This is a genomic window from Spirosoma knui (assembly GCF_054780635.1).
On the sequence record NZ_BAAGVY010000005.1, the window covers coordinates 265,184 to 288,657 of the forward strand.

Consider the following 23,474-nt stretch of genomic DNA (forward strand, 5'->3'; position numbering starts at 1 on the left):
GCCAAACTGGGCACCGTATCTTTGCAATCCCAACACGGGAATCAAAGTGCTGCCGAAGTGGTGAAATTGGTAGACACGCACGTTTCAGGGGCGTGTGTCTTTACGGACATGCGAGTTCGAGTCTCGCCTTCGGCACAAGTACCAGCCGCAATCAATTGTAAATCAGTTGGTTGCGGCTTTTAGTTTTTAGTGCGGGGACGGAATCGGGGACGGATACATCCGATTGCTTTTATAAGTGTATGAAACGACTTTTCCGAACTTGGTTATGGGTATGTTTGATCGTAGCTGTCAGCCAGTGTAAGCAGGGCGATGCACCCGCTTCGCAGTCGACCGTTCCAAGCCGCGATAATAACCTAGCACTAAGTAATCCTAGCGGAGCTGAGCCCTCACCGTTCACTCCAAACAATTACCTTATCACACAGCCAACCTATATCCTGTCCTACAATCAGTCCGCGGGCATAGCAAACTGGTGCAGTTGGCACCTGTCAGCCGCCTGGAAAGGATCGGCTAGCCGCTACGCTGGTAACTTCATTCCGGATCAGTCCTTGCCTTCTGGCTGGTACCAAGCTCGTCATGCTGATTATACAAACACTGGCTTTGACCGTGGCCACTTGTGCCCCTCTGACGACCGAGACAGCACAGCCGAAGAAAACCGGACAACGTTTATCCTGACCAACATTGTACCGCAAGCTCCTCAGCATAATAGACAAGCCTGGCGACTGCTGGAGGAGTACTGTCGTAATCTGGTTAGTCAAGGTAATGAGCTTTACATCATTGCTGGAACGTCCGGCAAAGGTGGCGAGGGAGACGACGGCAAAGCAAGCAGTATTGCTGGTGGTAAACTAGCGGTGCCTGCTGCGCTTTGGAAAGTGATTGTAGTGTTGCCGGTGGGATCGGACGATGTAAACCGGATCAACGCTCAGACACGGGTTATTGCGGTTTGGATGCCGAACACGAATGCCGTGGGTGAGCAGCCTTGGGACAACTACCGGGTGAGTGTAGATGAGGTGGAGAAGCAGACGGGGTATGACCTACTGCCGAATGTGCCAAATGGTGTGCAGCAGAGTCTAGAAGCGAAGGTGGATATAACAGCTATTTAGATACGCGCTGATTACTTTGTAGTAATGCTTATTCTTTTTGCTTAATAATAAACGTAATAGTACCTGTTGACTCAGGAGGAGGCAACTGGCCACCTTTTGGCCTAAGCCTAAGTCGCTCTACAGCTTTTCGATACAGCTCTGCAACGGGCGGGCTGATTGTTGAGTGCATCTGTTGAACTCGGACAATCTCGCCGTCGCTATCTACAGTTATGCGAAAGACAATCTTGCCTGTGGCATTCGAGTCGTCATTTACATTCGGACGGCTGGCCAACATCCAACCTGATATATCGAAGGCACTACTTGAACTGCTTTTTTTAAATAGGTCATCCTGATTTTCATCCTTGGCTACCGTGCTAACGACCGTTTCACTAGTAACTTTTGGGTTAATAATCAGGGTATTAGTTGTATAGTCAATAAAGATATTGCCCAGCTTCTGTAAGGCACTTTGGCCAAGTAAGAGAGGAGCATTTAACGTATGTAAGATACTTGCCTTAACGTTCGTTAGTTTTATTCCTCCAATCTCTATATTTCTAAGCAAGACCTGCGTTCCATCAACGTCATCTCCATTTGCTAAACTGTATTTTTCTGCTACTAACAAATCTGCTTTTGACAAGTATCCATTTTTGAGCATGAATCTTGCCTCCGTTAAAGAAATGGATACGCCAGACGCTCCAGTATCGAATATAAATTCTAAAGCAAGTCCGTTAATCTTACAGGGTATTGCATAGACACCGCCGTATGGCTTCATTTTGACTGAAGTTTGGCCAATAGCGGTTGAGTTAAAAAGTACAAGTATTATCAGTAAGCAAGCCTTCATTTGATTCGTGGAGCTAGTGTTTCAATAGCAAATCTTACACGGTACATAACCCATGTTTCGTGCCTCACTGACCGCAACCCGGCTTACTCCCGATCGACACCGAGCCAGACCATGACACTCATGTTTATGGTAAGCATAAGCTGACCGGCTGCCGCATATCAGAACGGTTGCGGCTTCTTGGCGTACACGAGTATGCTTGTGGTGATGGGGACGAGTAGCAGTGCCCTGACCAAAGACGGTGGCCACCGGCAACAGTGCTAAAAGGAGAACGTGTTTCAAGGTCTGGTGTAGTTACAATGCCTAAAAGAAACTAGCTGCCAGTTCCCTACTATTTGATTTGGGCGAGGACACAATTACTGACTTATTGTACTTCGGGAGCGGTAGCTTCCCGGGTGGTATCGCCTGCTCATCGCTTCTTCCCCGCTTCCAGGAATTCTTTACTGCTTCGGCAGTCCGATCCACCGATAATAAATGTTGGTATTAAGGCCTTCGCGTCGACAAATCTCGGCTACTGACTGTTCGCATTGCAAGCCTTCCTGCACAATACGAATCTTTTCTTCAGCAGTATACTGGCGTCGGGTCTGCCGTTAGATGTCTTTGATAATGGATAAGGCCGGCTTGCGCTCAGATGCAGTTGAAGCAGATTGGGCGGTTTTGGAACGGTTAGGCGGGGGCTTTTTGGCTGAATTGGACATAACCAAGGTGATTTAAGTGAAACAATTTACTGAATTGTCTCTTCCCATTTTCACCCCTTTTGTCCACTTTCATTTGACGACGTACACTTAGCTCTTTAGGCAAGTTTACAAATCATATTCGGCAACTTAAGGCAATTGTCTTAATGCAGTGTATGAGTTGGTTCCTGACTATGAGAATGGAGGGAGGCTGTTGATACTTTGGCTAATGACATCGCTTTATCTTCTTTGGAGAACCACAAGCGACTATGTGTAGGCAAATTAATCAGATTTGTTACGATTAGCTCATTAGTCGACATGAGCTTCTCACGGGAACTTGTCGAATAAAGTAGTTGCACCTGAGTGGGAGTCATACCTAAGTCTGCGTAAAGCTTAATAATAGGATCAGCTACATCGTAAGACAAAACATAGTCCGCTTGAAGGGTTGCAATCGCTTTTGCTAATTGCTTGTGGTGCTTTCCAATAAAGAAGTGTCGATACAATCGGTCGGCTTTCGTAAAGAAAGGTGGATCAAAGTAGTATAACATATCGGCCGGTGAAATACCAATTGATCTAGCAGCCCTGATGGTAGTTTGCCAGGAGCCTGATCTAACGAACGTGACTTTTGCTGCCAGGGCCTCAGCTTGACGAATGCGATTAATTAATCGTTGCTTAGGAAAGCGGCAGCCGATAGCATATGCTGATTGTTGAGCACGGCCGCCAATTGGTCCGGCTGTACCACTTAAAATTCCTGAAAAGCTAGTGCGGTTAAGAAACAGGCAGGCGAAAGCACGCTCACGTCGCGATGTGGGAATCTTAGCCCGATAGTACTCCCAAAGCTGAAGATTAGGCTCCACTTCTTCAACGCGTTTAATTAGCCAGTCTGCATCAAAAAAGACGGTTTTCCAAAAAGCGGATACTAATTCGTCTTTGTCACCCAAGGCAATTCGTTCGACCAAACCATCATTAAGCAACTGCAAACCAACACTGGCTCCGCCTGCGAAGGGCTCAACAAACAAGCGTGGCCGTCGATTATTTAACCGAAGTAAAGCGGCTAAATATCCGACTAAACGTTTTTTGCCGCCGGGGTAACGTAGAGGAGATAAGATTGATGCGTTATAACGTGATAAGGGTGTGGTGCTTACGGACATGGTGTTAGAAACTCTTCCAATGAACGGTTAAGGAAACGTTACCTACTTCTGGAATCGTAACGTTTAGTGTTTGCTGACCGTCAATGCAATAGTTTTTAAATTCTTTCAGCATAGTAGCATCCAGTAAAGTTTGCCGATCAGACGGGACAACGTTGATGATTGGGTCTGCGCAAAATACGACTAATTTGCGTTCAGCACGAGTTGTTGCCACGTTAAACCTGTTCTCTGATAGCAAAAACGTAGCTTCTGCTTCGGCATATTCCTCATCGGCTACACCGTATGACACAAAAACGACAGTCCGCTCTTTACCTTGTAGTTTCTCAACCGTATCAACTAAGGGCATTGGCTGAGTGAACGTACCAAAACCAACTTCGGCAAGTGCGTTGCGAATAGCTGCATTTTGCGCCCGATGAGGGGCCAGTACTGCCACTCCTTTATTAGCGAAAGTCTCCGGTGTGTGAAGATCATTTGTGTCATTTACTGTCAACCGTCCAGCTAAATAGCTAACAGCTTGAGCAGTGAGTGCTACTTCAATAGGATTTTTGGCCGTGTAGGACTGCTCAGGCGTATATCGAATCAGTAAAACCGGTTTACTCGGGTCCATCAGTAAGCTTAATAGCGGATCTGTTGTCTGCGGTTCCTTTGAGTAATTGAGGCTAATTTGAATTGTCGGCTTGGTTGAGACGTAATTTCCATAAATTAACTGACGTGGGTAGGCAGTCAGTGGTTCGTTCATTCTGAAGTTTTCTTCTAACTGAAACAAAGCCCGATGGGGTCCTGCTAATCCTCCTTGAGTAAGTTGCTGCTCGAACCTATGCCTCATGAAAACGAATATCGATGAAAGGACCGGTTTATGCTCATCAGCATAGGTGCCATGTAAGATAGGTGGCAGTTGCTTGTCATCACCGGCCAGAATCACACTCCCGGATGGCTTTAGAGCCGCCATCGCCAGCAGTGCCTCGGCTAGCTTCATTTGTGAGGCTTCATCAACCAAAATAACGTCGAACCAATGCTGCGGAATGCTATGATCCTTCATGGCTTTACAAACTCCCCATACGGTAGACCCAATCAGTACGCAGGGTGTTGGAGCTTGTAATTGTGTAGTAATCCCTTTTTCATTAATTAGCGCATCGATTGGTAGTTCATCATCAGCAACATTCTCCCCGCTAGCCTCAACTTTAAAAATATCAAGTACATCAGAGCCGATGCCATACTTGGCGGCCAGCTCAATGGTTTTGGTGAGCACGTTAACAATGGCGTGGTGAGTAAAAGCCGTTACCAAAATACGCAACGGACGCTCTTGCTGTTTTGCCGCAAGGGTATAACATAAAAGCATGTGAGCGACTGTATAGGTCTTACCAGTACCGGGTGGACCCCATATCAACGAAACGGGCTCCTGCATGACACCTGACACAGCCCGCCATTGAGCCTCGTTAAGGAGTTGATTTCTGGCAACGGCGGCATGATGAATTAATTCTGATTCAACGGCTGCTGGTTGTGCTATGAAAGGAGACCATTGAGTGATGGTTCCAGATGCTACTAACTGACGGACATGATCTGCGCCTGGCTCTACCTTTAAATGTTGGATTGTAGTGAGTATGCGTTCAGAGTTGTAATCAACATACATCGGGTCCAGAACGTATGTGTCATTGGGATTGGCGACAAAAATGGATTGCCAATGAGCTACCTGTTTGGATTGGATACGCAATACGGGCGGTGTAGCCTGATGATCTATGTCTACTAAAGTCACCTTGTTCTTTGCCCCCTGCCAACCTGCTGCTCGGAATAGCTTCCCGTCAACATCCATAATTAATTCATTAGGGTTCGACTCCGATGTGAGTACTAAGTTGAAATCACCAACTGATATTTTTGTATCACGGCACTCCGGATCGAATGTGAACTCAAGCAGATCATTTCGAGTACCAATGTACCGCAAACCATTAATGCAGTTAAATTTGGCTACTCGCTCAGCTACTGGTAGTGTATGCCCGTGTTTGGTTTTTAGCTCAGAGAATGATTCTTCTAATACCGTAAATACTTCCATTACGTCCAGCACACGTTGGGCATCGACGTCAACGATTGGGCCACTCGGGTCAAACGTTTCGTTGAGGTAAAACGGCTCCTTTGTTAAGAGGAGGTCATTGCCGAGCTGTTGTTTAATGGCTCGAACAACCGAATCAGTAGCCCGCAGTTTGTTGAGGACCGTTGATTCGATGGCTTCCCGAATAGCTGACGAATCCATATTCCGCTCCGGCTTAGCAGGGTCTGGTTTGAATACTCCATCGTTCCAAACATCATGAATCCGCTCGAAGGCTACTTGATTAGAATATGGCCAACCGAAGCCAAATTTAGGCCTGTATTCATAACCACTTGGTTCGCCATCGGCCTTGACTGGTTGCAAGTATTGGGAAACACTAGCCAAGTCAAAACCGTAAGCAATAGGTAAGGTTAGTGATTGGCGTAGAACCTGACTTACTACGGTCCCTGGCACAGTACGATACGTACCCGCGTCGGGCAGAACGGATTCTGGTGGAAAGATTCGGATTAGCCGTCGTACTTCGTCTAACAAGCCAACGGGTTCATCGGCCAGCAAATGACGCTCTAAACACTCCTTCAGCACCAATAGGTCTAAGCTATCGTAAACGTAAATATGAAGTCGTTTGAACAGTCGCCAGCGTTGCGAACTTGCTTCCCGTTTAGCGTCTTTCAGTTCAATCTTACTGGCCTCAACGATCTGTTCCAATGCTGTACGTTGCTCTAATAACGGCTCATGCTCAGGCCGTTTCTTGTACAAACGCGGATATATAGCCTTGAAGTCAGCTAATGCCTGCTCAGCATTTGTCTGAGCAGCTTCAGCATTGATTACAGCTTGATCTTCATCTATTGGCTGGTCATTAATCAATCTGTTTTCCCTATCAGTAGTCGCCAGCAGGTTATTGAGTGTTTGAAGAAAGCCAAGTAACATATCGCTTTCCTGTTCTGGTCCATCAGATATAAATACAGCCTCACTGCCTAAGACCTTATTCGTCTCCGAATCCCAACCTTCGTATGTTTTTATTCCTATCGCGAAGCAGGTAGCTGACACAGCGTCTTGCTCGGCCGATATTATTACCCGTACGTCTTCATAGCGTGGCATCAGAAGATTTTTCGTCTCCAACGACCGAATTTCTCCATCTTCGAGTGTTTGAGCCGCTTTTACGTACCGGTGCAGGTTTGACGATAGGTCGTGACTCTCCGATCGAAGCGTAGTAATCCGGGGCAGATCCATATGCAGGGCCGCCAGTTCGCGATGCGTAGGTATGCCTGCTCGTCTTAACCGACGCTTTGATACCGAACTCATATAGGGTACTCGCGACAGGTCGTTGCCCGCGTCGGCCTCAGCCCGGCACGTCTCGGCATACTCACATAACATACAGCTTTCGCAGTAATGGTAGTGAGCATCAGAAGCAGGAGTTGCTAGTAAAGTAGGAACGGTGTCGCGCAGAAAATTGCTTACGGCCGTTCGGTACGGTTTTAACTTAAACTCATCTTGCTTTTGTTTCGACTGAATTATCGCTGTTTCAGTATCGACAACAATGTCATGGCGGTTCGCGTAACGTAAAACATGCTCTAGCAATAATGAATAGAATGCTACTTGAATGTAGTGTTCATGGCGGGGTTTGCGACTTGCTTTGAAATCCCAAATGCGAAGCCGTGTTGGTTGGCGTTCTGACTGAGCAGGCAGAATCTCAATTAGATCGGGCAGGGCTTTAGTCAGTTGAATTTGGTCAGGATTCAGCCCAAACTGTTGCAAGAAAGTTAGTTGAATGTCGGTTGTAAAACCTTCTTCAAAGTCAAGGTCAATTTGCGCAAAGAAGCGGGCTGTAGTACCGCTGTCTAGAGCGGCTAAGAAGTCCGCGAACGAGGTTGCGAGGACTTTGTTAGTTGCCGTATCAACGCCTGCGTGATGGACTGCAGCGGCTCCATGCAAGTCGATGAGTCTGTTTATCTGACCAATTTCGAAAATATCACCACCCTGCATAAGCAATGCTGCCCCTGGACGGGTTTGCTGACGCGCTTTTTTGGGTACTCGCCAGCCAATTCCTGGCCGCTCCCGAAGTGCTCCTGGAACGGTATTGTAACGAAACAGCCGATCACAGCGGTGTTTGAAATGCGATGCGATAACAGAAGCCGTAAGTCTATATTTAGCTGTTTGCGTAGAAAATTTAGTCATAAGATGTGGATGAAATCTCTATTAGCAGGTATTTGTAATTGAATCGTTTTGGCAAAAGTAGAAGTGACAAGTGCAGCGTTTCTGCATTTGCTATCATAAGATGTAAATTTTCTCGTAAATCGATACTCACTAGCTCAAGTTATTCATATATCGATCTGCCGCTGCTCTGTATTGAGCAGCCAGGTCCTCACGCAAATGGGGTGGGCTGAGGATGACTAAAGCTGGCCCATAACTCATCAACTTAGCCTTCAATTCAAAATTGATGCCCAGTGTCATTTTGAATACGGCCTCATTTTCATCAATAAGCTCCTGGGAGGTATGCAGTGGCTTTGTTTCTAAGTATCGTTTCAGGGTAGGATTGGTCTTAAATATAATCTCCTCTATTCCGTGCTCAGCGGTACTAACGCCGATAAGATATCGAAAGTATATAGCCGGATCAAATGACAATTCTGGTTCACCTATAGTCTCGTCTTCGTCAACGCTGACAATTCGGTCAAGGGCGAAGTTCTGAACAAATTCAGCATCAGGATTGAAGCCGATTAAAAACCAGCGATCATTATACTCTTTCAGCAGTAGTGGGAAAGTCCGAAAAATGGCTGGTGCATCATAAGTAAACGGTTGGTACATTATGGCTAAGCCGGTCTTTCGCTTAACGTAACCATACAGCGTTTTTAACCATTGTTCAGCAGCAGGATACATGACTTTTTCAAACTGAATCAGTAGCCGGTCGTCCTCATCGTACGAAGCAAGTAGATTGCGTAGCTTTGCTTCCACCTGTCGGAGGGCATCTGTTTGGCCAAACTCACTGAATTGGCTGAGGATGCTCAGCGTACTACGAATAGCTTCAACGTCATCAGCCAGCAGTGGGTTGTTGAAGATAGAGAAAGTATTATCTTCATAACGATATACGCCATTTTCACAGACAATGGGGGCTTCGTAACCAAACTTGCCACTGCGCATGTCTTTGATGTCTTCTTGTATACTCCGCCTGCTAATCCCTTTGCTTACCCCTTCATATTCATATAAACCTTCTGAGCAAGCTTCGGCTAAGTCATCCAGTGTGTAGGCATGGTATCGGTTGCGTAGACACTGGTCTAGTACCTTAAGCCGAACTAACTTATTTTTATTCGCCATTTGTGGCAAAAAAACGATATTGTATGCAGAAATGCTGCATTCTAGCCTGATACCTTTTGTACATGAACCGTATAGAACTAACAAATTTTAGAGTGTTTAAAGAGGCTACTGCCCTTGACCTAGCACCGATTACAATTTTAACCGGGAAGAATAATTCGGGTAAGTCCTCCCTAATGAAGTCATTCGTTCTGCTATCAGACTACATGGAACCTGATAGCAACCAGTTAATTCTGGATTTAAACGGTAAGCAAGCGCACAAGCATAAAATCAATAAATTCTATAACGTTAAGCATTGGGAGAGTGATAGCAAAGAAGTTCACTTTCGATATGATATTGATGAGTACAGTTATTTTTTGAAGTTTATAGGGCAAAATGAGGAGACATTTGCTCGTTTGTCTGAATTTGTTGTTACTAATAATGCTATAAAGGATAATCTTCTTTTGCGTCGTAATAGTGAGTATATCTTTGAGTTGAGAGTATCACAACAATTTATTGAATATATGGCTGCTCGACGATCCAGCGATATATTGCTTCAGACGAGTAGCCCTAATGTCGCGTTGGACCAGATATTGATTCAGTTGGAAATGGCTAATTCTGAATTGAATAGTGTACGCCAGCAGCTAAAACAGATTGATTCAAAAGCTGAACTCACATATTTCATTCAGAGACAACAGGAGTTAGAAAATAAACTACGCTTGCTTAATGAGCAGCGTATTCGCTATGCTTATGAATCGGATAAGGTGCAAGGTCTCGTTTATAACACTCAGCTGTCTTTAGAAGACGAAGATTTTTCTACAATATCATTGGCAGGTATCATCCGACGTGCATTAATGCGCTACTTTGATGAAAACAAAGAAGGTCGGTTTAGAGCTAGAATGGATGAAGACCGTTCATTGTATCGTTTCTATGATCAGTTCTCCCGCCGAATGGCCGTTTTTGTTTATCATCTTAGTCCAAACAGGACTTACCAAGCAAGACTGTATACGAAACAGCAGACTGATAACGAAATTAATGAAATATTGACTCACTATGCATTAGCAAAAGCAAGGCCAGGTGATACTAATACAACCTTCATAAACAAGTGGTTACAAGAGTTTGAAATTGGTGAACAGATAAACGTTGAACTCGTGGAAGGGGTGGCTACCAAAGTCACAATTAGACAGAATGGACGGTGGGTAAATTTGGTTAACTTAGGATTTGGTGCAGGTCAAGTACTTACAATTCTACTTAAGATAGCTTCAGTCATCGCGGAACAGAGTCAAGCATTACCCATAAGGCGACCACGCTCTCCGATTGTGTTAGTTGAAGAGCCAGAGGCAAATTTGCACCCTCGATTACAGTCTAAGTTGGCCGATATGTTTATAGATGCTTCCAAAAACTTCCGTTTGCGCTTCGTATTGGAAACTCATTCCGAATACTTAATTAGAAGATTACAACTTATGGTCGCGTCAGACTTATGTGATACGTCGGATGCAATCATCTATTACTTAGATCAACAAGACGTGAAGAGGTTAGAAATTTTATCTGACGGTGGCCTTTCTGGTAGGTTTGGAAAAGGATTCTTAGATGAAGCCGATGAGAAAGCAATGGAGTTGTATCGTATTCAAAAACGAAAAGAGCTTGGCCGGAAATGATTGAACAGACTTTTTACATCACATACTCTGCATTAGAAGAGATTTTCTTATTTCCAGAGCATTATCCAGAATTGTATAAAATTCTTGACGAATATTCAAATGTAATGGTAGATCTTCATCAGGATGAGTTCAACGATCGCTTAGAAACAGATATGTTTCTTAAGTTTCTACATAAACGGGTGGATTGTAAGACAGACTGTTTAAGAGCCTTTTTTGACGATATCTTAGATTTTGACCTTGATAATAACGCTAAAGATTGGTTTGTTTTAGATCTGCCAGTTGAAGATTGTGCAGACGCTAGAGAACACTTTGGAGTAGCAGTTTTCTCTAAAGAAGAACTTAATAACATTATACCATCGCCGAAGCAGGCGAAATGGCATCTACGAAAGAACGAGCGGTATAATATAGCAAATACTAAACTTGGTTGGGAGGCAATCGTGTCATCAATCAAGTTAGCTCCCATAAATTCATTAGTATTGGTTGATAACTACTTATTTGATAAAGACCGAGAGCAAGGAATGAATAATGCTCTCTCCCTTTTCAAGGGAATAATGCCTAGAAAACTAGGTGTTCCTTTTAATATACTAATTGTCATTGCTGAAAAAGTTGCTTATAGCGCTGCTACATTAGAGACAACAGCTAAAAATATAAGTGAGCGCTTGTCAGATATGTTTACATATACTGTAACCGTAGGAATCATTACCCATAACCGTCCTGATGTATTTCATCAAAGAGCCGTTATTACAAATTATCATTTCTTTGAGAGCCACCATGGGTATAATTCTTTTAAGACCGATGGACTCGTCTCATTTGAGAATAATGATCTAAAGTATTACTGGTCTTTTGCGTCCGTGTGTGATCCAGTTGGGCAATGTGAAGTTAGGTGGATGGCTGAAATCCTAAGAGACACTAAAGATCAGGTTAATACAAACTCTGCTCATACATTGTTAATGAGCACAAACATCTTGGCTGGTGATTGCCGTAATCGGTTAATTAATTAACAAAGTTTTTCAGGTGCAGAAACGCTGCACTTCCTCGCCGTACCTTTGCTTCATGATGACTTCGACTGACAAACGACCAAACATAGATTTCCTGTACCGCATTACAAACGACGTATTGTGGAATACTTTTAAAAAGAATGAGATTGGCGAAGTGATGCTTCCTTTTGTGGTGTTACGTCGATTAGACTGCGTATTAGAACCTCACAAACAGGCTGTTCGTGAGGCTTATCTGAACTTTAAGGATAAGGTGATGCCTGATAAGCTCGGACCCGTTCTCGAACGGGCGGCTGGCAAATTGAAGTTTTATAATACGTCACCTTATGATCTGCTGACGCTGACGCAGGACCCGCAAAACGTCGAGATCAACTTCCAGACATACATCAACGGCTTTAGTCCGAACGTACAGGAGATCCTGGATAATTACCAGATTGATAAAGTTGTGGCTCGGCTCGTGCGGAATGGCTTGCTATACCAGATGGTTAGCGCTATCAGTGAGGTTGACCTACACCTCAGCGCGGTCACTAATCATGATATGGGCTATGTCTTTGAAGAGTTGATACGCATCTCGAACGAACAGTCTAACGAAACGGCGGGTGAGCATTTTACGCCACGCGAGGTGATTCGGCTAATGGCCAGTGTACTGTTCAGTACTGAGCACGAAGAGCTGAAGCAGCCGGGCGTTATCCGTACCATTTATGACCTCGCCTGTGGTACGGGAGGGATGTTGACAATCTCTAAGAATTACATCCTAAATAACATCAATTCAAGTGCGACGATCAACATCTTTGGGCAGGAGATTAATGAGCAGTCATACGCTATTGCGAAGTCTGACCTGCTGATTACGGGCGAAAACCCAGATAACATCCGGCATGGTAACTCATTCTCCGAAGATCGTTTTCATAACCGGAAGTTCAATTATATGCTGGCTAACCCGCCCTATGGCGTTAGCTGGAAGAAAGACGAAATCTTCATTAAAAACGAAGCATTAAACCCGCTTGGTCGTTTTACTGCTGGATTGCCTCGTACGTCAGATGGACAGTTCCTGTTCATTCAACACATGGTCTCGAAGATGGACCCACAGGGGAGCCGCATTGGTATTGTAACAAACGGTTCTCCGCTGTTCACGGGTGACGCCGGATCGGGGGAAAGCGAAATCCGTAAGTGGATTATATCGAACGACTGGCTGGATGCGATCATCGCCCTCCCATCCGATATTTTCTATAATACCGGCATCTTCACTTACATCTGGATCATCACCAACAAGAAAGAAGCCCACCGGCGCGGTAAGGTGCAACTCATTAACGCAACCGATGCGTTTGTGCCAATGAAGAAGAGCCTTAATAACAAGCGAAAGCTTATCTCTGACGCGCACATTACCGAGATTACGCGGCTTTACACAGCTTTTGAAGAAGGGCCGAGCGTGAAAATTTTCGACAATGAGTTCTTCGGCTATTTCCAGGTAACGGTTGAACAACCCGAGCGGAAGGATGGACGTATCGTGAAGGACAGTAAAGGCAAACCAAAGCCTGATAGCAAGAAGCGCGATACCGAGAACATTCCGCTTTCGGAAGACTTAGAAGAATACTTTCAGCGCGAGATTGCCCCGCACGTGCCGGATGCCTGGATTGATTACAGCAAAACACGCATCGGCTACGAAATTAACTTTACTAAGTACTTCTACCAATACAAGAAGCCGGTTGAGTCGGCCGTGATTAAGCAGCAAATTGTTGATTTGGAAAGATCCATTGTTGGCCTGTTGGATGAGATTTTGAATGACTGACATGCATAGATAGTTGCCTGGTTAGGCGTTCCTATTTTCTATGTATATTGATTGAGACATGTACGGAAAAGCAACTTTACGTGTACATGTTTTGCGCTGATTACTTAGTTGAATGATTGATACCTCCTTAACAGCACAACAGCTTTTTCAACAGCTAAACCAGTTAGATGAGTCGGTAAGTATCGAAGCCAAAACTGGTTCGGAGATAGATAAGTCTATCATGGAAACAGTGTGCGCTTTTGCAAATGAACCAGGCCTATGCGGTGGCTTTATTTTGCTTGGCGTCCGGCAGAAAGAGCAAATGCTGTTTCCAACGTATGAGCCAATAGCTGTCCGTAACATCGACAAACTACAAAACGATTTAGTCACCCGTTGTGCTACGGATTTTAATCAACCCATTCGGCCGGATATAGCAGCGGAAACTATCAACGGTGTACCGGTGCTGAAAGTGTTTGTGCCGGAACTGCCCCAAGCGCAGAAGCCATTGTTCTTCAAAAACCTTGGCCTGCCACGTGGTGCGTTTCGGCGAATCGGAGCGGCTGATTTACACTGTACTGAGGAAGACCTGCCGGTGTTTTATCAACACGCCGATACCTTCGATGCCAGTTTGATATCGGGTTCGTCTTTGGCGGATGTCGACGAGGAAGCGATCAACTATTACCGTCGTCTGCGGACCCTGGTCAACGCGCAAGCTGAGGAGTTGACCTTTTCCGATAATGAACTGCTTCAAGCCCTGGGGTGCGTCGTTAAGCAATCAGGTGAATGGAAGCTGACTGTAGCGGGGCTGGTGCTGTTTGGTAGTAAAATGGCACAACGGCGACTGATGCCAATGATGCGCGTGGATTACATTCGGGTACCGGGCAACGAATGGATCGCCGACCCCGACAATCGCTTTCAATCCGTTGATATGCGCGGATCACTGTTGCTGATTCTTCAACGGTTATATGCGCTCATTGCCGACGATCTACCTAAAGGCTTTTTGCTGCCGGAAGGTGAGATTCAGGCAAAATCGACGGGCTTGCCCGGCCGGGCGCTTCGTGAGGCACTTGTTAACGCGCTGATGCACCGCTCTTTTCGAGTGCCGCAGCCGGTTCAGGTGATTCGTTATGGTAACCGCATTGAGATCAGGAATCCAGGCTATTCTTTGAAAGCTGAAGAACTGCTTGGTGAACCTGGTTCTCTGCCCCGTAATACGTATATCGCTACGGTATTTCACGAGACGAATCTGGCCGAAACCAAAGGTAGCGGTATCCGAACGATGCGCCGGTTGTTGGCCGATGCTGGGTTGTCGCAGCCGACGTTCGAATCAAACCACACGGCGAATCAATTTACGGCCCTGTTGCTGCTGCACCACTTCTTAAGCGAAGATGACCTCGATTGGCTGGCCTTACTGGGGCACGACTCATTGACGAATGGGCAAAAGATAGCCCTGATTTTTGTCCGGGAAACCGGTGCTATTGACAACTCAACATACCGGCAATTAACCGGTGTTGACCTGACGCGGGCCAGCATGGAACTGCGCCAACTGCGCGATAGTAAGCTGCTCGAACTAAAAGGCAAAGGACGCGCTACATATTATGTAGCGTCTGATTTTTTGCAGTTACTGTGTAGTAAGGAGAACCAAGCGCCTGTTGCTGCTAGTCTTAGTGCACCTAATAATGTGCTTACCGAACCTGGTGCAAGTCTTATCGAACCTGGTACGAGCCTTACCGAACCTGGTGCAAGTCTTATCAAACCTGGTACGAGTCTTATCGAACCTGCTCTTATTGCCTTATCGAACCAGCTACCCGAGACGCTACAGGATGCGTTGCAACAACATGGCCGACGTAGCGGTGACCGGGAAATGCTGGAAGGTTTGATTCTGGCTTTGTGTGCCTGGCGGCCGTTAACACTGGTGCAATTGATGGGACTATTGAATCGTAGCGAGAAACATTTACTGCATCAGTACATTACACCACTTCGCGAAGCTGGTAAACTGGCTTTTACGATACCCGATATGCCCCGGCATCCTGAGCAGGCATACAAAACCGTAACTAACGAATCCAACAAGGACTAACGAACGCCATGAATCAATCCTACGAACAATATAAACCCTCCGGCATTGACTGGCTTGACGCTATTCCCAGTCATTGGGAGGTGAAAAAATTGAAGCATATAGCGTCGATTTTTGGACGCATCGGCTACAGAGGTTATACTGTTGACGACATAGTAGCAGAGAATGAAGGAGTGGTGACTATCAGTCCAAGTAATATAAAGAATGACGTCTTTACTCTAGAAAACTCGACTTACATCTCATATGATAAGTACTATGAGTCGCCTGAAATCATGATTTTCCCAAATGATATTGTTCTTGTTAAAACTGGATCGACAATAGGTAAAACGGCTATAATACCGGCAGGAATGCCTGAAATGACAATTAATCCACAACTAATTGTACTCAAGCAAATCCAGCTCGATCCTAAATACTTGTATTATCAAACAGTCTGTGAGTACTTCAAATTATCATTTCTCGTAGAGCAAACGGGAAGTACCACTCCTACTATTTCGCAAGAAAAGATTAACAATTTCCCAATCATATTTACTTCCCTCGCCGAACAACGTGCTATTGCTGCTTACCTCGACCGCAAAACTGCGCAGATTGATCAGTTAGTTGCTCAAAAGGAGCAATTGCTTAACTTATTACAGAAGAAACGCCAGGCCATCATCAACGAGACCGTTACACGCGGTCTGGATACCAACGCTCCCAGGAAGGATTCAGGTATTGAGTGGCTTGGTGAAATTCCAGCGCATTGGGAGGTGAAAAAGTTAAAGTATGTCGCCAGTCTAAAAAGCGGAGACACTATTACATCTGAGACTATTGAAGATGAAGGCGAGTATCCGGTTTATGGGGGTGGCGGATTTAGAGGTTATACATCAGCTTATACACACGAAGGGCATTACGCTTTAATTGGTCGTCAAGGTGCTCTTTGTGGCAATATTAACTATGCAAAGGGCAAATTCTGGGCTTCTGAACATGCATTAGTTGTAGCTCATCTAGGTGAATACGAAACGATTTGGCTAGGTGAACTACTTAGAGCAATGAATCTAAACCAGTACTCACAATCTTCAGCGCAGCCGGGTATTTCGGCAGAACGTATTCAAAACTTACACATTCCCGTGCCACCCTTTAAGGAACAAAGTGCCATTGTCAAATTTATTTTGACAAAAGGAGAAAAAATAAGTCAAGCTGTAACGGATATTAAAACCCAACTCGCCCACCTCAAAACCTACCGCCAGTCGCTAATCTCAGAAGTTGTCACAGGCAAGATTGACGTGCGAGCAAAAGCAACGGCGGACGTATAAACCGGTACTCAGCGTAACGATATGGCAACGGGAACTAAGGAAATTCATTTTGAGCAGCATATCGAAGACTACCTGACCAGTCCTACAGGTGGGTATCGGGCCGTATCACCTACGTTATACAACCGCGAGTTGGCGTTGCTGCCTGAGGAGGCCGTGGCCTTCGTGCGTGAGAGTCGGCCAGAGCGGTACAAAGCATTACAAGATCAATACGGTCCACAGACCGACGAGCGAATTGTGCAGGAGTTGGCCCGGCAGATCAAAACCCACGGTACACTGCATGTGCTACGTAAGGGCTACAAAGACCGGGGCGTTGCCATGACTTGGGCCTGGTTCAAGCCCGCCAGTGGTATGAATCCCGACCATGCACGTTGGTACATGGCCAATCGCTTCGCCGTCGTGCGGCAAGTGCGCTATGCCAAGAATCCGAAAGACACGCGGGAACTGGATATGGTGCTGTTTTTGAATGGTATTCCCCTGCTGACGGCCGAGTTGAAGAACGCTCTGACCGGTCAGTACCTCATCGACGCCATCAAACAATACCGCGAAGACCGCGACCCTAAAGAGCCGCTGCTGGAGTACAAACGTTGCCTGGTTCACTTTGCTGTCAGCACTGAGAAGGTAGCCATGACCACCAAACTGGCAGGCGAAAAGACGTTCTTCCTGCCGTTCAACCAGGGTATTGATAACGAGAATGAGAACGGGTTCGCCACCGAATACCTCTGGACCGACGTATGGTCGCGCGACTCGCTGCTTGATCTGGTACAGAACTTTGTCAGCTTCCAGACCGACACCGAGACGTATTACGACGAGCAGAAGCATCAGCTAACCGAACGTACATCCGAAAAACTCATCTTCCCGCGTTTCCACCAACGCCGGGCGGTATATCGGCTGCTAGAAGCCGTACGTACGGAAGGCGTGGGTCAGAAGTACCTTATCAAACACTCGGCCGGATCAGGCAAGTCGAATACCATTTCGTGGTTAGCGCACCGGCTCTCAGGTTTCTACCAAACGTTGGCTGACGAACGGCCGCTGTTCGACAGTGTCATTGTCGTTACTGATCGGCGGGTGCTTGATAAGCAATTGCAAAAGAACGTTCAGGATTTCGGTCAGGTAGCCGGTACCGTCGCGGCTATTGATGAGAAAAAGACGTCGCAGGACCTGAAAGCCGCCATCGAGTCTGGGAAGCGAATTGTTATTACTACGTTACAAAAGTTTCCGGTTATCTCAGAAACCGTAGCCCGCTTCAAAGACAGGCGTTATGCCGTTATTATCGACGAAGCCCACAGCTCGCAGTCGGGCGAAGCAGCCCGGCATTTACGCAAGTCGCTAAGCCTGAACGAAGCCGAGAAGGAAGACAACGAAAACCAGCCAGAAGACATAGATGATCTTGTGTTGGCTGATCTAAGAAGTCGGGGCAACCAACCGAACGTATCGTTTTTCGCCTTTACGGCAACGCCCAAGAATAAGACACTCGAACTGTTCGGTACGTCAAAGGATGGCAACAAAGAGCCGTTCGATGAATATACCATGCGACAAGCCATTGCCGAAGGGTTTATCCTAAATGTACTCGACAACTACACCTCCTTCCGCCGGTTTTATAAATTAGCCAGTCGCGCTAATGCGGAGGACAAGGAGTACGAAACGGCCAAAACGGTCCGATTGCTCACCAGCTACGTCGACCTTACGGACCATGCCATTGAACTCAAGTCGCGCATCATGCTGGAGCACTTTGCGGCACACACGGTTAAGCAGATCAACGGTAAGGCGCGGGCGATGCTCGTCACCCGTTCACGCTTACATGCAGTACGATACAAGCGCAAGTTTGATGAGTTGATGCGGGATATGAATCTGCCCTATACCGCATTAGTGGCTTTTTCGGGTACGGTGTACGATGCAGACGTTGATGCTGACTTCACCGAAACTAATATGAACAACCTCGGGGGGCAGCTAGATATCCCGATGGCGTTGAAGCTACCGCAATACCGCATTCTGATCGTAGCTAATAAGTACCAGACTGGATTTGATGAGCCGTTACTTCACACCATGTACGTCGACAAGAAGTTAGGCGGGGTCAACACCGTGCAGACATTGAGCCGCCTAAATCGTACCGCACAAGGCAAGACCAACACCATGGTACTTGATTTCGTCAATGACCCGGAGCAGATACAAGCTGATTTTCAAGAGTACTACGACGCGAATTTCATGCCTGAGGGCAAGCAAACCGATCCGAATACTCTTTACGATGCATTGACGGAGTTAAGCCAATGGCCAGTCGTGCAACCCGACGACGTAACCGAGTTTGCCGAAGTCTTCTTCCGGAAGGGTGATAACATGCAGTTGCTGCAACCCATTCTAAACCGATGCGCCCAGCGCTTTACAAACGACTTAGACGAAGACGAGCAGGCAGCATTTAAGGCCTGCGCCACTGAATTTGTGCGGGTCTACCGGTTTATGAGTCAAATTATTACGTTCCATGATGTAGAGCTGGAGAAACAGTATGTATTACTGAGCGCGCTACTCCAGAAGCTTCCGACACCAGGAAGCACTATGCCCCGCGAGGTGTTGAACGAGATTCAACTGGATAGCTACAAGGTACAAAGTCAGGGAGCGCTGTCTTTAGCGTTGGAAGCGGGCGGAGCCGAGATGTACGGATTAAGCCGGGGAGGAGCCTCTGGTGGTCAGGATGAAGCGTACGAATTACTATCCAACATCATCAAAACGCTCAACGACACATACGGCCTTGATCTAACCGACGATGACAAGGTGGACTTTGACCTGATTCGTCAGCGTATCGAAGCCGATCCAGAGCTGATGAGCATCTTTAACGACCGCAACTCCAAAGAAAACATTCGTGACAAGTTTAACGACGTATTGGACCAGGCGTTAGTTGATTTTATTGATACGAAGCTGGAGCTATACAACAAACTGTCTGAGGATAAAGCCAACGCAACCATGAAGCGCGTGTGGTTTAACTCACTTTACGACGGCCGGATTCGGGGCATTCGACCTTAGTTTGAACTCCTTAAAATCAATTCGAATTCATGATCCAATCCGCTAACAATTATCCATTATCTGTACTATTTAATCCGGACCAAGATCTTAAATACACAATTCCCAAATATCAACGAGAATATGTATGGCAACAGCGGAATTGGGAAGCTCTATTTGACGACGTCTTAGAGAATGATAAAGGCCACTTTTTCGGTTCCATTATATGTATCAATCAAAGCGTTGACGTCCATCAAACCCTATGCCTTGATTTAGTGGATGGTCAACAACGTATGACAACAACATCACTACTTTATGGGGCAATTTATACTTGGTTGAGTAAGAATGCAGATAAGAACAATATTAGTGTACTAGTTCAAATGGCTAATACTCGGCATAAGCTTGTTCATCAGCCAGAATATACAACATTGCGGCTTGAACCGTCAAGACAAGGAAGTAATTACGATGATTATCAATGGATAATGATGAATGCTGGTATTCTCGATAAAGAAGTTTACAGGCCAGCAAATGCGGGTAAACGTCGACTTTTACGTGCGTATGAATATTTTTCGGAACGTTTAAATCAGAGAGATGGTGACGGACAATTACTGTTTACTACCGCCAAAGTATTAGATTTTCTTGATAAGCTGAATAGTGCCTCTATGGTACAAATCACTGTAAATAGTCACTCAGACGCTTTTACCTTATTTGAAACTCTCAACAACCGGGGCGAACCATTATCGGCGCTCGATCTAATTAAAAATAAATTCTTGGACGTACTTGATCAGAAGCAAATTAAGAGTATCGAGCAGAACTTTGAAATATGGACTAAGCTCCTTGATAACCTTACTGATGACCCTCGTACGCAACAGCGATATCTTCGTCATTATTATAACTCATTCAAATATAAACAAGAGGTTCGTGTTCAGAGCATTTCTAAGGCAACTCGTTCTAATCTAATTGACATTTATGGAAAGCTGATAGACCGCGATGTTAAATGGATATTTAATGATCTATATGGTAAATCGAAACTATACGGTCGATTGGTTAAGCCTGAGAATGACGAAAACATCGCTGCAGTAACAAATGCCTTGCTCGACTTGGATCGAATTGGTGGAGTAACATCACTTGGTTTCCTTTTGTATCTGTTGGCCGAACATCCGGGTATGAGCAGCTCAGAACTGACGAGTATTATCCGGCTCTTAGTTGTATTTATGGCACGAAGGAACATTACAGATACACCGCCAACCCGAGATTTGGATAAGCTTTTCATAGACCTAATTGAGTACTGTCAGCAGGGGGATGAAATGCCTACATTGGAAACAGTAAGAGTATTCCTAAAAAAGCCTGACTGGTACGTACCTAACGAAATATTTCAAGCAAAGCTAGAAGGCAACATATATTATGAAAATACAGATGCTGCTCGATTTATATTGTGCAGTATTGAATTACAGCACCAAACGCACGAAACACACACCGATTTGTGGAAGCGTTACCAAAGTGGTCAGTATGTGTGGACGATTGAGCACATATTTCCCCAGGGCAAGAACATACCTGTTGAATGGGTAGAAGAGATTGCCAATGGAAATAATCAACTGGCCAAAGAAATACAGGATCAGTATGTACATACTTTAGGAAATCTTACAATATCTGGTTACAACAGTACTCTTGGTAATTTGTCGTTTGGCCAAAAGCGTGATCGAAAAGATAATAAGGGCCATTATGTCGGCTATAAGAATGGGTTATATTTGAACCAAGAGTTAGCTCAGAAAGACGAATGGACTGTGGTAGACATTCAAGCTAGAACAAAAAAAATGGTTGACGAATGTGTGACTCTATTTGCTTTGTAAGCTAATGATGTAATAATCGTATTGAACGAATTAATACGTTACAACGAATTGTATAAAGTTCTAAAATGGGGCGGCATGCTAACAGGTTGAGGTGGTCCGGTTTAGCGGCACACTAAATTTGTCAGATTTGCAAAGCACTCTTGTTCTAATTGTTCAGGGCTTTGGTAGCCCAGCGATGACCGGGCTGTCTGCGCAGTACTTTATCTCCCTATTAAAAAGAGATCAACATAGTAGAAGAGTTTCGTGTGTGCATCTTCCACACACGAAAAGGTTCTTCTCTAGTCATTCCACCTATAGATGGCTGCTTCGGTGGTCCGATCTACATCGACTAAGCAAAGGCATTGTCGCAGGTATCGTCGGTACGGCTCATACTAGGCTTCATACGACACAAGGGCACTAACTACTTTAACTCGGCAGACTCATATTGATCACCTCGGTCAGAATGGGTAATCAAGTCTGTAGCAGGTTGACGCGACTGCAATGCACGATGTAACAAATGTATGAACCAACTCATCTGCCATGGTTTCGGCTACTTGCTAACCCATCACTTTACGCGAGTATAGATACAGCCAGGTAGCTAGGTAAACCCGTTCGCCGTTGTTCAGCGGTAAATAATCTATGTCGCTGACCCAGATCGAGTTAGGGGCTTGAGATAACGGCTGATCTGTTAACAAGTTCGGCCGCACGGGCGGCTCCGCAGTATTCGCTGCCATAAGTGCCGTTAGTCGTACGCGGTACAAATGACTTTGGCTGTAGCCTTCAAATCGGCTGCGTTTTGACCGAGCAAAATCAATAATCTGAAAGCACTTAAACGCTAAAATCTGTTAATCAGCGGGTTATGCGTTAGTCGAAGGCAAATTAATGTCTTTTAACGTGAACGGCTGCCCTGACAACTCATTGATGGCTGTCAATACAGTAAAGAATATCTCAAGTCGGGGAGAGTAGTGGCCACTAAACAGGCGGGAAATAATACCTTGCTGATATCTTGTTTTATCAGGAATACTCACTTGGGTAACGTTGTGATCAGCCGCTAGTCGACCCAAAGCTTGACAAACAAGTCGGCTTTGTTCTATCGATAGTTCTTTTTCGTTTTCTGCCATAAGCGGTTAAATGCAATAAACTGCTCTACTTCTACTTATTTAGGAGTCGGAGCTTGACTAAGGGCTAAGTGACTGGATAACTTCAAAGGACTCTTCGGTAAACAAGCCCGCCCTGCTGGGATGAGGATCATGAAGAAGTTGGCCTTTTTGGTAGATACATACGTGGATAACCTGATGGCTAGCGGCACCGTGAACTAAGTAAGGATGGTCATCTGACTGTTTCCCTCAAAAGGAAGTCATTCGTAACCTCATTCGCCTAACTAGGCATATAATCGCTTAATCCAGCCGTCCTGATCGCGGCCGTAATACTCCTGAATTTATGGTACGTCTTCTGGATTATTCAAGCCCATTAGGCAGACAATTGCGGTGGAAAATCCATTACCTCGCTGATGGGGAATCAAACCCGTACTGACTCAGATACGAGTCAGTACGGGTTTGATTGATTTGATTGTGTCATGCTACTAATTGTCGTATTATACTGTTGCCGTCAGTTTTAATTGGCTACACAATTACAATATCAAAAATGATATATAGCAAATTACGATTAAATAACATTATCCACAATTGACTGAAGTACAAGTCACTTAACGTAATAAGCATTAAGCATAGGTATATGGTATATCTCGGACCGACATCTAGAAGGTACATGTACTTACTGGAAGAAAGTATAGCTTGAGGCTACTAAAAACGAGT

The 23,474-nt window shown here is 45.4% G+C and carries 14 protein-coding genes, 1 tRNA gene and 1 pseudogene; 9 read left to right on the top strand and 7 right to left on the bottom strand.

Annotated elements, in window-relative coordinates; translation table 11 throughout:
* Window positions 1-51: 51 nt before the first annotated feature.
* Both ACYVIY_RS13490 and ACYVIY_RS13495 read left to right on the top strand, forming a co-directional pair.
* Window positions 52-135, top strand: a tRNA-Leu gene (locus ACYVIY_RS13490).
* Between the two features lie 104 nt (window positions 136-239).
* Window positions 240-1,100, top strand: coding sequence for a DNA/RNA non-specific endonuclease (locus ACYVIY_RS13495; RefSeq protein WP_460976874.1), 861 nt, complete (start codon window positions 240-242; stop codon window positions 1,098-1,100).
* 28 nt (window positions 1,101-1,128) lie between these two features.
* Here the strand turns inward: ACYVIY_RS13495 and ACYVIY_RS13500 are convergent, their stop codons facing one another.
* The 5 genes and pseudogenes from ACYVIY_RS13500 to ACYVIY_RS13520 form a co-directional block, all read right to left on the bottom strand.
* Window positions 1,129-1,848: a retropepsin-like aspartic protease family protein gene (locus tag ACYVIY_RS13500; RefSeq protein ID WP_460976875.1), complete on the bottom strand. Its 720-nt coding sequence runs from the start codon at window positions 1,846-1,848 to the stop codon at window positions 1,129-1,131.
* A 478-nt stretch (window positions 1,849-2,326) separates the two neighbouring features.
* Window positions 2,327-2,522 (bottom strand): annotated as a pseudogene (locus ACYVIY_RS13505) (transposase); the annotation flags it as partial.
* A 230-nt stretch (window positions 2,523-2,752) separates the two neighbouring features.
* Entirely contained in the window at window positions 2,753-3,739 is a 987-nt protein-coding gene (locus tag ACYVIY_RS13510) for a DNA adenine methylase (protein ID WP_460976876.1), read from the bottom strand.
* 4 nt (window positions 3,740-3,743) lie between these two features.
* Window positions 3,744-7,952, bottom strand: a complete 4,209-nt coding sequence (locus ACYVIY_RS13515; RefSeq protein ID WP_460976877.1) for a bifunctional RecB family nuclease/DEAD/DEAH box helicase — start codon at window positions 7,950-7,952, stop codon at window positions 3,744-3,746.
* A 129-nt stretch (window positions 7,953-8,081) separates the two neighbouring features.
* Complete coding sequence (locus tag ACYVIY_RS13520; protein WP_460976878.1) at window positions 8,082-9,086, bottom strand: helix-turn-helix transcriptional regulator; 1,005 nt, start codon at window positions 9,084-9,086, stop codon at window positions 8,082-8,084.
* A 62-nt stretch (window positions 9,087-9,148) separates the two neighbouring features.
* Between ACYVIY_RS13520 and ACYVIY_RS13525 the strand changes: the two genes are divergently transcribed.
* From ACYVIY_RS13525 to ACYVIY_RS13555, 7 genes are all read left to right on the top strand, one after another.
* Window positions 9,149-10,720 carry an AAA family ATPase gene (locus tag ACYVIY_RS13525; protein WP_460976879.1) on the top strand — a complete coding sequence of 524 codons (1,572 nt, stop codon included), beginning with the start codon at window positions 9,149-9,151 and terminating at the stop codon, window positions 10,718-10,720.
* A complete protein-coding gene (locus tag ACYVIY_RS13530; protein ID WP_460976880.1) occupies window positions 10,717-11,721 on the top strand; it encodes a hypothetical protein in 1,005 nt (334 codons plus the stop codon). The genes ACYVIY_RS13525 and ACYVIY_RS13530 overlap by 4 nt, the downstream gene beginning before the upstream one ends.
* A 52-nt stretch (window positions 11,722-11,773) precedes the next feature.
* Entirely contained in the window at window positions 11,774-13,501 is a 1,728-nt protein-coding gene (locus ACYVIY_RS13535; protein ID WP_460976881.1) for a type I restriction-modification system subunit M, read from the top strand.
* A gap of 112 nt (window positions 13,502-13,613) precedes the next feature.
* Window positions 13,614-15,557, top strand: a complete 1,944-nt coding sequence (locus ACYVIY_RS13540) for an ATP-binding protein (RefSeq protein ID WP_460976882.1) — start codon at window positions 13,614-13,616, stop codon at window positions 15,555-15,557.
* Between the two features lie 8 nt (window positions 15,558-15,565).
* Window positions 15,566-16,843: a restriction endonuclease subunit S gene (locus tag ACYVIY_RS13545; RefSeq protein ID WP_460976883.1), complete on the top strand. Its 1,278-nt coding sequence runs from the start codon at window positions 15,566-15,568 to the stop codon at window positions 16,841-16,843.
* A gap of 21 nt (window positions 16,844-16,864) precedes the next feature.
* The gene (locus tag ACYVIY_RS13550) at window positions 16,865-19,855 is read left to right on the top strand and encodes a type I restriction endonuclease subunit R (RefSeq protein ID WP_460976884.1); all 2,991 of its coding nucleotides are present in this window, start codon (window positions 16,865-16,867) and stop codon (window positions 19,853-19,855) included.
* 29 nt (window positions 19,856-19,884) lie between these two features.
* Window positions 19,885-21,681, top strand: coding sequence for a DUF262 domain-containing protein (locus tag ACYVIY_RS13555; RefSeq protein WP_460976885.1), 1,797 nt, complete (start codon window positions 19,885-19,887; stop codon window positions 21,679-21,681).
* A 536-nt stretch (window positions 21,682-22,217) separates the two neighbouring features.
* Here the strand turns inward: ACYVIY_RS13555 and ACYVIY_RS13560 are convergent.
* Both ACYVIY_RS13560 and ACYVIY_RS13565 read right to left on the bottom strand, forming a co-directional pair.
* Window positions 22,218-22,394, bottom strand: coding sequence for a hypothetical protein (locus ACYVIY_RS13560; RefSeq protein WP_460976886.1), 177 nt, complete (start codon window positions 22,392-22,394; stop codon window positions 22,218-22,220).
* Window positions 22,395-22,517: 123 nt separating this feature from the next.
* Window positions 22,518-22,781, bottom strand: a complete 264-nt coding sequence (locus ACYVIY_RS13565; protein ID WP_460976887.1) for a helix-turn-helix domain-containing protein — start codon at window positions 22,779-22,781, stop codon at window positions 22,518-22,520.
* Window positions 22,782-23,474 lie beyond the last annotated feature (693 nt).

Coding starts and splice junctions, on each gene's coding strand:
- ACYVIY_RS13495 (WP_460976874.1), top strand. CDS start 240: ATGAAACGACTTTTCCGAACTTGGTTATGGGTATGTTTGATCGTAGCT.
- ACYVIY_RS13500 (WP_460976875.1), bottom strand. CDS start 1,848: ATGAAGCCATACGGCGGTGTCTATGCAATACCCTGTAAGATTAACGGA.
- ACYVIY_RS13510 (WP_460976876.1), bottom strand. CDS start 3,739: ATGTCCGTAAGCACCACACCCTTATCACGTTATAACGCATCAATCTTA.
- ACYVIY_RS13515 (WP_460976877.1), bottom strand. CDS start 7,952: ATGACTAAATTTTCTACGCAAACAGCTAAATATAGACTTACGGCTTCT.
- ACYVIY_RS13520 (WP_460976878.1), bottom strand. CDS start 9,086: ATGGCGAATAAAAATAAGTTAGTTCGGCTTAAGGTACTAGACCAGTGT.
- ACYVIY_RS13525 (WP_460976879.1), top strand. CDS start 9,149: ATGAACCGTATAGAACTAACAAATTTTAGAGTGTTTAAAGAGGCTACT.
- ACYVIY_RS13530 (WP_460976880.1), top strand. CDS start 10,717: ATGATTGAACAGACTTTTTACATCACATACTCTGCATTAGAAGAGATT.
- ACYVIY_RS13535 (WP_460976881.1), top strand. CDS start 11,774: ATGATGACTTCGACTGACAAACGACCAAACATAGATTTCCTGTACCGC.
- ACYVIY_RS13540 (WP_460976882.1), top strand. CDS start 13,614: ATGATTGATACCTCCTTAACAGCACAACAGCTTTTTCAACAGCTAAAC.
- ACYVIY_RS13545 (WP_460976883.1), top strand. CDS start 15,566: ATGAATCAATCCTACGAACAATATAAACCCTCCGGCATTGACTGGCTT.
- ACYVIY_RS13550 (WP_460976884.1), top strand. CDS start 16,865: ATGGCAACGGGAACTAAGGAAATTCATTTTGAGCAGCATATCGAAGAC.
- ACYVIY_RS13555 (WP_460976885.1), top strand. CDS start 19,885: ATGATCCAATCCGCTAACAATTATCCATTATCTGTACTATTTAATCCG.
- ACYVIY_RS13560 (WP_460976886.1), bottom strand. CDS start 22,394: ATGGCAGCGAATACTGCGGAGCCGCCCGTGCGGCCGAACTTGTTAACA.
- ACYVIY_RS13565 (WP_460976887.1), bottom strand. CDS start 22,781: ATGGCAGAAAACGAAAAAGAACTATCGATAGAACAAAGCCGACTTGTT.